The sequence below is a fragment of the Microbacterium sp. K41 genome (assembly GCF_004794395.1).
Taxonomy (GTDB): domain Bacteria; phylum Actinomycetota; class Actinomycetes; order Actinomycetales; family Microbacteriaceae; genus Microbacterium; species Microbacterium sufflavum.
Genome location: NZ_SSDO01000525.1, coordinates 1 through 744 on the forward strand (window position 1 = coordinate 1; position 744 = coordinate 744).

Sequence of the window (744 nt, forward strand, 5' to 3'; positions counted from 1 at the left end):
CGGGCGTCGCCCCAGGGGGCGCCGGCCGCATGGGCGATCACGTCGAACGCGCTGCGCCGGAATCCGCGGCGCATACGGCTGAGGAGCGGCTCCACCCAGGACTGCTCCGCGGGAAGGCGGAGGGTCCCGTCGTCGCCGAGTTGCAGCGTGGTGGCGTCGCGCCACAGCAGCGGTCGCGCCGGGTCGAGGCGGGTGAGGGTGGGAGGGGTGAGTGGCATCCGTCCGATTCTCGTGCGGACCGTCCGTGCGCGGAGAGCACGCGTGCGCATCGGTGGACAACTCGGGCGGGTGCCCGCGCTCGGGGAGGAGGAGTGCCGCGACGGTCGCGCCACGGCGGGCGGGCTCAGACCGGGCGGTCGCCCTCCGGTGCCGCATCGCCGTCCTGATCGCGGTCGTCGCGCTCCTCCGTGCCGTCGGCGGAGGTCGAGTCGCGCCCCTCCTCCTCGCCGGAGAAGTCGTCGCCGTCGAGCAGACGGGCGAGCGCCTCATCGAACTTGTCGGCCACGGGCTGCTCGCCGCGCTCGGCGGCCTGGAGCCGCGCGATGAGAGCCGTGGGGTCGTCGATGTCCTCGGCGCTCGGCATGAGGTCGGGGTAGTCCCACAGGGAGTCGCGCGCGGCCACGCCGACCGCGTCGGTCACGGCCTGCCACATCGCCGAGGCCTCCCTCATCCGCCGGGGGCGGAGCTTCAGCCCGACCAGGGCGCCGAGGGCGTCCTCCGCCGGGCCGCCGACCGCGCGGCGAC

The 744-nt window shown here is 75.8% G+C and carries 1 protein-coding gene and 1 pseudogene; both read right to left on the reverse strand.

Going from position 1 to position 744, the window contains the following annotated elements; translation table 11 throughout:
• Positions 1 to 218 (reverse strand): annotated as a pseudogene (locus tag DW309_RS17975) (hypothetical protein); the annotation flags it as partial.
• A gap of 125 nt (positions 219 to 343) precedes the next feature.
• Positions 344 to 744: zinc-dependent metalloprotease (locus DW309_RS17980; protein ID WP_136046151.1), on the reverse strand; the 401-nt coding region annotated here is incomplete at its 5' end.